The organism is Paraburkholderia sp. SIMBA_027, assembly GCF_046535315.1.
GTDB lineage: Bacteria > Pseudomonadota > Gammaproteobacteria > Burkholderiales > Burkholderiaceae > Paraburkholderia > Paraburkholderia tropica.
The window spans coordinates 1-255 of the sequence record NZ_JAWRWY010001076.1; the positions used below are offsets into that span (position 1 = coordinate 1).

The window sequence follows — 255 nt, forward strand, 5'->3', positions numbered from 1 at the left end:
CGCTCCGATATCGCAGCGCGCAATACCCCATGCCGGTGCCCGAGCATGCTTCGGCTTCGATGATCCCGTGCTTCGCGAGCGTCGCCGCGCCATCCATCTCGTTCGGTTTTTCGTGCGGACGCAGCGGCTGCCAGCCGTGCGAGATCAGGATCTTGCGTGCCTTGTCGAGTGGTTTGCCGTACACGTTGGGCACGACGGCACGGCCGTGACAGTACGTGCGTTCCGCGGCGACCGCGGTCAGTCGCAAGCCGCCAT

At 65.5% G+C, this 255-nt stretch carries 1 pseudogene; it reads right to left on the bottom strand.

Annotation, left to right across the window (positions count from 1 at the left end):
- Positions 1–255: pseudogene (locus SB764_RS42415) on the bottom strand (hypothetical protein); the annotation flags it as partial.